Annotated in this window: 8 protein-coding genes; all 8 read right to left on the bottom strand. The window is 29.6% G+C overall.

Annotated elements, in window-relative coordinates:
* Window positions 1-85 precede the first annotated feature (85 nt).
* Window positions 86-589, bottom strand: a complete 504-nt coding sequence (locus ABF633_RS20225; RefSeq protein WP_415526445.1) for a dihydrofolate reductase — start codon at window positions 587-589, stop codon at window positions 86-88.
* Window positions 589-1380 (bottom strand): thymidylate synthase, encoded by a 792-nt coding sequence (locus tag ABF633_RS20220; RefSeq protein WP_415526443.1) that lies wholly within the window; start codon window positions 1378-1380, stop codon window positions 589-591. The genes ABF633_RS20225 and ABF633_RS20220 overlap by 1 nt, the downstream gene beginning before the upstream one ends.
* Before the next feature lie 13 nt (window positions 1381-1393).
* A complete protein-coding gene (locus tag ABF633_RS20215) occupies window positions 1394-1666 on the bottom strand; it encodes an acylphosphatase (RefSeq protein WP_415526442.1) in 273 nt (90 codons plus the stop codon).
* Window positions 1667-1765: 99 nt separating this feature from the next.
* Window positions 1766-2695, bottom strand: coding sequence for a methylenetetrahydrofolate reductase (locus ABF633_RS20210; protein WP_415526440.1), 930 nt, complete (start codon window positions 2693-2695; stop codon window positions 1766-1768).
* A gap of 272 nt (window positions 2696-2967) precedes the next feature.
* On the bottom strand, window positions 2968-3546 hold the full coding sequence (locus tag ABF633_RS20205; RefSeq protein WP_415526438.1) for a TOBE domain-containing protein: 579 nt from the start codon (window positions 3544-3546) through the stop codon (window positions 2968-2970).
* Between the two features lie 149 nt (window positions 3547-3695).
* Window positions 3696-4532, bottom strand: a complete 837-nt coding sequence (locus ABF633_RS20200) for an aldo/keto reductase (protein WP_415526436.1) — start codon at window positions 4530-4532, stop codon at window positions 3696-3698.
* Between the two features lie 394 nt (window positions 4533-4926).
* Window positions 4927-5448: a dCTP deaminase gene (dcd, locus tag ABF633_RS20195; RefSeq protein ID WP_415526434.1), complete on the bottom strand. Its 522-nt coding sequence runs from the start codon at window positions 5446-5448 to the stop codon at window positions 4927-4929.
* A gap of 178 nt (window positions 5449-5626) precedes the next feature.
* On the bottom strand, window positions 5627-7145 hold a 1519-nt coding region (locus ABF633_RS20190; protein ID WP_415526432.1), incomplete at its 5' end, for a sulfatase.

The following is a 7145-nucleotide window of genomic DNA, read 5'->3' as shown; positions in this document are numbered from 1 at the left end:
GTAAGTTTCAGCTGGAGAAAAAAACTCCACCTGAAACAAAGAACTCTGTTTATAAAGGCTAAGTTTGTATTATCATAATTAATGTTTACCTCTCATTCTTATTAATCCTTTTAAATGTAATATATCTATAGGATAAAGAATTTTTGTTATTTTCCAGTTGTTCAGCATTGTCTACAATTTTCCAAACCTTATGATTTATATCTGGAAAGAAAACATCTCCATCAAATTCATCATCCACAGCAGTTATATACATTTTTTCTGCATAAGGTAAAAGCTGCTTATATATTTCTTCGCCACCTATAACAAAATACTCTTCATCTTTCTTTAATAAACCTAGAAGTTCCTCTATTGAATTAATCACAGTTACTCTATCATCTTCAACTTTAAATGTTTTATTTCTTGTAATTACAATATGGTGTCTATCAGGTAAAATCTTTGGTAGGGATTGAAAGGTTTTTCTTCCCATTATTATTGTATGTGCCATAGTAATTTCTTTAAATCTTTTTAAGTCCTCTGGCAAATGCCATAATAATTTATTATCTTTGCCTATAGCATTATTTTTTGCTACTGCAGCTATTATTGTTAGCATTAAACAGACACCTCCATTTTTATCTTTCCCCAGTGCTTATAATCAATTAATTTTATATCATTTATAGTAAAGTCATAAAAATTTTTGACTTTTGGATTTATCCAAAGCTTAGGTGCTTCGTAAGCTTTATTCAGTCTTTCAAGCTGCAGCTTCATACCTTCAACTTGATTTTTATAAATATGTGCATTGTTAATTACATGAGTAAAAAGCCCCGGTCTTAATCCAACTATCTGCGCTATTAGATGAACTAATACTGCATATTGAGTTGTATTGAATGGTATTCCCAACGGCATATCTCCACTCCTTTGCACTAACATACAATTGAGTCTTTCATTAGTTACATCCCACATAGTTTGAAATGCACATGGCTGCAGCATCATATCAGGCAAATCATCTATATTCCACAATGATACTATCATTCTTCTATCTTGTGGATTTGTTTTCAGAGTATTTATTAATTTATTTAACTGATCATATTTTGCTATCTGATATCCATATGCTTTACCAATGGTATTATTCTCATCTGCCCAGCTATCCCATATATGAATATTTCTCTCATCTAACCAGGTAACATCATTAGTTTGTTTTTGCCATATCCAAAGCATTTCCTGTACAGCGGTTTTAAAAGCTACAAATTTTGTTGTTAAAATTGGAAATTCTTTTTCAAGATCAAATTGCATAATCTGATGAGGTAATTTATAAGTTTCTACACCAGTTCTATTATTATCAAAATATCCATTTTCTAATATATCTTTAACTATTTTTAAATACTTTCTATCAGCTATACTCACATAACTCACCTCTTTAGTAAATAACCCTAAATGTTTTTTCTTCACTAGTAATATCTATTTTTTCAGAATATATATCTTTTACCTTTATAAATCTATTGCCTTCTTGAATTTTTATTTTAAATGCAGCTATATCATCTTCTCTTCCCTGAACTTCCATCTCAACAGTTCCATCATCACAATTTTTTACCCATCCAGTTAATTTAAAATGATCAGCTAAATACTGAGTATGAAATCTAAAACCGACTCCTTGAACTCTTCCAAAAATCTTAATAAAGTATCTATTCATAAAAATCACCTCTCAATTTCTCTTCCACTGAATTAACTAATAAATCATCTACTATTAAAGGGATTAGTTATTACTAATCCCTCTATATAGTCACATATATTATTTTCTCATTTTATTTTCAATAATATCCTTTATATCCTTTACTAACTGTATAGAAGCCTCTATTTCTACTTTTCTGATGGATAAACTTTCAATATTGCATCCAATTGGTATACCTTTATCTAATGCAAAATCCAATAACTCCTCAAATATACTTTTTGATAAATTTATTGATTTATCTAATATATCCTTTGAATGTATCAAGTCATTTTCTAACCATTTTGGTATATTTATACCAAGCCATTTCATAAATTCTAAAGTTTTTGTAGATCCGCAGGGAGTAAGCGTAAATAATATAGGCACCATTTCAATATTATTATCCTGACAATAATAAAAATAATCCGACAGTAGATTTTTTGAAGCCTCTATATTATAGATTACCTGAGAAACAAAAAATTCACATCCACGTTTTGTCTTCCTAATAATTCTCATATGTTCATCATTATTTTTCGTATGCCTTTCTGGTATTACAATACCACCTAGAGTAAAATTTTCATTAAACTTATCTTTTAGCTTATAAGCTTCTGATAAATTTAATTTAACTTCTTGATTACGTGAAGCAGCACCTACAAATACAGAAAATTTATCCTTCTGTACATCAGATGCTATAGACTGCTTTAACTCCTGTGAACTATATTTTCCAACGCATCGATAAATAATTTTTTCTACCTTCAATTCCTTCAAATACTCTTTTCCATATGTAGCAGGATCTATTGTTTCCAGAAATGGAAATGGTCTTTCATCCTTTAATCTGTCAGTTTCATCTTGTATATCATATATAATCAAACCATCTATATCTATATTTTTTATTCTTTCCAAATGTTTTTGTGAAATTTCAGCAATTTTTTCTTTTACATTATCTTTCTTTGGTGGTGTTATAGCGTAAGTTATTATTCCTGTATCTTTATTTAGTATTTTTTCTCTTAGCATAGTCTTCTCCTTTTAAAGCAAGTTTAAATTATCTAAATGGTTCAGAAAATTTTTTCATAAGATTTAGCTTTCTCATTTTTATCTATAAATACATCCTCCAGATCACTTATTCTTTCTTCAATGGAAGATGATTTTTATATCTTTATATATAATAACATATTTCAAAAGATTTTATATTCCAAGACTTTATTTTTAATAAAAAACACTAGCAAAATTAACTGCTGTAAAATATTGAAATCCTCTCTAAAATTTAATTAGAGAGGATTATATAATTAATTTGATCCCATTATCATTACATCTGTTGCTTTAACAACAACACTGACTTTTGATCCTACTTTAATACCAAGATTATTTATTGATGTAGTCGTAATTATTGAGGAAGCTGTATGTCCGCATCCAATATCTACAACCACTTCACCGACTACATCTCCTCTTTTTACTTCAGTAACAGTACCAGCGAATTGATTTCTTGCACTAAAGCCGCTGCCACTCTCATCAGCTTTTCTTATCATTACAGAAGTTGCCTTAACAACAACATTAACTCTTGATCCTACCCTGAGCCTAAGATTTCTTATTGAAGTAGATGTAATTACAGCTGCTGCCAAATGATTACATCCCAAATTTACTAAAACCTCACCTACTACATTTCCCACTTTTATGTCTGTAACTACACCCGGAAATTGATTTCTTGCACTGAGCCCCGTGCCTGAATTTCCACTATTAACATTTGATTCTGGCATAACAGGCTGATTATTTACTACATCATACCTATAGGGATAATATCCTACATACATTCCTGGGTAATAATTTACAGGTTCACTATAATAACATCCTTGGTTATTGTAATGCATTTTAAATCCTCCATTTAATATTGTGTACATAATATTTTATACAAATAAACAAGATTAGTTACAATTATAATGTATAAAAAGTCCACCCTTGCCTATTACAATGGGGGACTTCTAGTAAGCATACTATAACATAATATTAATTTTTAAATTTACATTTGAAACCATAAGGCATCTGGATCATCGCCAGTTCTCTCGTCTTTATTTAAAGCATCTATAATTTTAACTTCTTCTTCATTTAAGCTAAAATCATATACATTTGCATTTTCTTCAATACGGGAAGGCGTACTGGATTTTGGAATTACAACATTTCCCTTTTGTAAATGCCAACGAATAATTACCTGTGCAATTGATTTATTATGATGTTCTGCAATTATTTTAATAATAGGATCATTAAGTACTGCCCCTCTACCCAGTGGGCTCCACGCTTGAAATGCTATTTCATTTTTATCTGCATATTCCTTAATTTTTTTCTGACTTAAATAGGGATGACATTCCACCTGATCAATAACTGGTTTTATTTCAGAATTTTCAGCAAGCTCTTCTAAATGATGAATTTCATAATTAGATACACCAATAGCCTTAACTAATTTTTCATCATACAACTTCTCCATTGCCTTCCAGGTTTCAAAAAAACGTCTTTTACTTGGCCAATGAACTAATAAAAGATCTATTTGATCCACACGCAAATCCTTTAAGGACTGTTCCACAGTGCTAAGAGTACTATCATATCCTTGATTATAATTAGCTACTTTAGTAGTTATAAATAATTCATCTCTTTTAACATCAGACTCATTTAATATTTTACCTAATAGAGCTTCATTTTCATAAAACTGTGCTGTATCAAAAGCACGATATCCAACTTCCAAAGCCTTATTAATAGCCTCATAACCATTTTTTTCATCTGTAATCAGATATACTCCAAAGCCATGCTGCGGAATTTTTACACCATTATTCAAGGTTATAGTATCTTTAATAGATTTTACCATAGCATAAATTCCTCCTCTATAAATATAACCATTAATTCAAATATATAAAGATAACATATAAATTTTAACTTTATCTAAATACTTTATGCTGTATTACTTTTCAAACATTTTTAGTTTCTCATGTCGACGTCGACTACTTACATTATATATAAATGTATTATCATTTTCAATAAAGATTTCATTAATTAGCACAAAAATACATATTGAAGCTATAATATATTGCAATAAATTATATTCACTTAATTTAATCAGATTCTAACTAAATTTTATTTATTAAATGAAAATTTTTAATTGCAACTTATACATAACAAAAAAATATATCATAATTGCTCTATACTTAAGATAATTTATTAAAATGCATATATCATAAAGGATTTTTTTAATTACAAAATTATTATTTTTCAAAATCTTTATATAATAAACTGGTCTGAATTCCATTATTATTTTGATACTTACCCCTAGAATATCTATCATAACTACCTTCTATGGAATGATAATATATCTGGCATATTTCTACATCTGAATATATTCTTATAGGCTGAATACAGTGAATTTCTAAAGTCCAATATCCACAGAATCCAACATCTCCAAAGCCTGCCGTTACATGTATAAATAGACCAAGTCTACCCACAGAAGATCTTCCTTCAAGCATGGGAACAAATTTGTCTGTTTCAGTATATTCCTTGGTTCTGCCAAGATAAAGTTTATTTGGTTCTAAAACTATCCCTTCAGCTGGTATTATGATTTTTCTAGCCTTATTTTCTTTTTTCATATCTAGAACTTCATCTTCGTATACCAATAATTCATTATGTAATTTTAAATTATAACTATTTGGGTTTAATTGCTTTTCACTAAAAGGTTCTATTACTATTTCTTTTCCCAATCTGCCTTTGATTTCTTTTCCAGACAATATCATGTTATTATACTCCTCAACTATTTAATATTTCATTATGCTTAATTGCAAACCTGCTTCTTTATGCGTCACATTAATATATTAACATTATGGAAAGTAAAAATACAATATCTATAGTTTAAAAAATAATACATTTAAAAATATATCTTATAATATCTTTAAATGTATTACATTCATAAAGTTATTTAAATTCTTCTGGATGTCTTCTTTTTAATTCTTCTACTGCAAAGCCTCTTCCAGTTTCTTTTAATCTTTCACAGTATTTTTTTAGTTTTCCTCTACAATGATGCGGACCGCCTTCTTTCATTACTGTCCAAAGTGGATCAACTTCATAAGGCATAGTGTCCATCATCTCATCATGCCAATCATTCAACTTATACACTGCTTCTTTACATATATCTTTATTTTCTTCTGCTAAATTTATCTGCTCATTTGGATCTTCTTTAATATTAAACAGCATTTCTTTTGGAAATAAATGATAACCATCATGATAGCTTCTAATATACAGCCAATCTCCAAATCTAACTGACCTTTGACAAACATGGGAACATTGACTTAGAACCAAATATTCTCTCCCAAAATTAGTATTTTCAAATATATTGTTTTTATAACTTTCTCCATCCCATTCATTAAAATGAGGCAAATCAAATATATCAGCTAATGTAGGTAATAGATCTAAATTATAGTGAAATTCCTTGTCAACTTCATTTTTTCTTCCATTAGGCCACTTAATAATCATGGGTATTCTACAGGTGGCTACATCAGCAGTTCCATGTTCACCATATATTTCTAGTTCACCAAAATTTTCTCCATGATCTGCTGTGATGATAATTACTGTATCATCATATATACCCTTTTCTTTTAATACCTTTACAATATCAGCTATATTATCATCCATATACTTAATACCGCAATCATATCCATCTATATATTTCTTTAGTCCATTTAAATCTGTAAATTTACCTATAGCTCTTGGTTTATCAGGCTTTTGATAATCATCATACATATTTAGATCTAAGGCACTATGAGGTCCTATACTTTTCACATGTTTCTTAACTAATTTTTCAGTATACCATGAATCTATTGGGTCATTTTCAAAAGGATTGCCAAACTCCTCTGGTGCTCTATAAGGAGTATGAGGATCCCAATAATTTATATGAAGGAACCAATTATCTTTTTCTGCATTGTTATCTAACCACTCAAACACTGTAGGAGATATTTCCTCGGCTGATTCTCTGCCTCTCTTCCCTGTATTATGTATTTCACTAAATCCTGCATAAAAGGTCCAGCTTGAATGTCTTTCAGCAAAAGGACTTATAGATATAGTTTTATAGCCAGCTTTTCTCAAAGTTGCAGGTAAACTTTCAGTAGCAAGTTTATCTTGGAAATCTCTGTTAACTCCTTCTAGTCTCATATCTGCTGCAACTCCGCCGTGGTTCACAACCCCAGTATGAATTCCAAACTTTCCAGACATAAGTGAAGCTCTTGAAGGCAGGCATGGTGCATCTGACGCAAAGTAATTATCAAATCTCACTCCTTCTTTAGCTACCTCATCTATAGCAGGTGAAGTATTTCTATTATACCCATAGCATCCTAAATGATCTGGTCTTAATGTATCTAAATCAAGCATCAATATTCTCATAAGATCCTCCTTGTATAATGTAGTCATAACATTCAATAGAAAACTATCTTGAATTCTA

The sequence above is a fragment of the Clostridium sp. genome (genome assembly GCF_047718555.1).
Lineage (GTDB): Bacteria > Bacillota > Clostridia > Clostridiales > Clostridiaceae > Clostridium_I.
This window is presented reverse-complemented; position numbering and strand designations above follow the sequence as displayed.

Excerpts from the sequence above, each read along its gene's own strand:
- ABF633_RS20225 (WP_415526445.1), bottom strand. The coding sequence starts at position 589 with ATGCTAACAATAATAGCTGCAGTAGCAAAAAATAATGCTATAGGCAAA.
- ABF633_RS20215 (WP_415526442.1), bottom strand. The coding sequence starts at position 1,666 with ATGAATAGATACTTTATTAAGATTTTTGGAAGAGTTCAAGGAGTCGGT.
- ABF633_RS20210 (WP_415526440.1), bottom strand. The coding sequence starts at position 2,695 with ATGCTAAGAGAAAAAATACTAAATAAAGATACAGGAATAATAACTTAC.
- ABF633_RS20205 (WP_415526438.1), bottom strand. The coding sequence starts at position 3,546 with ATGCATTACAATAACCAAGGATGTTATTATAGTGAACCTGTAAATTAT.
- ABF633_RS20200 (WP_415526436.1), bottom strand. The coding sequence starts at position 4,532 with ATGGTAAAATCTATTAAAGATACTATAACCTTGAATAATGGTGTAAAA.
- dcd (WP_415526434.1), bottom strand. The coding sequence starts at position 5,448 with ATGATATTGTCTGGAAAAGAAATCAAAGGCAGATTGGGAAAAGAAATA.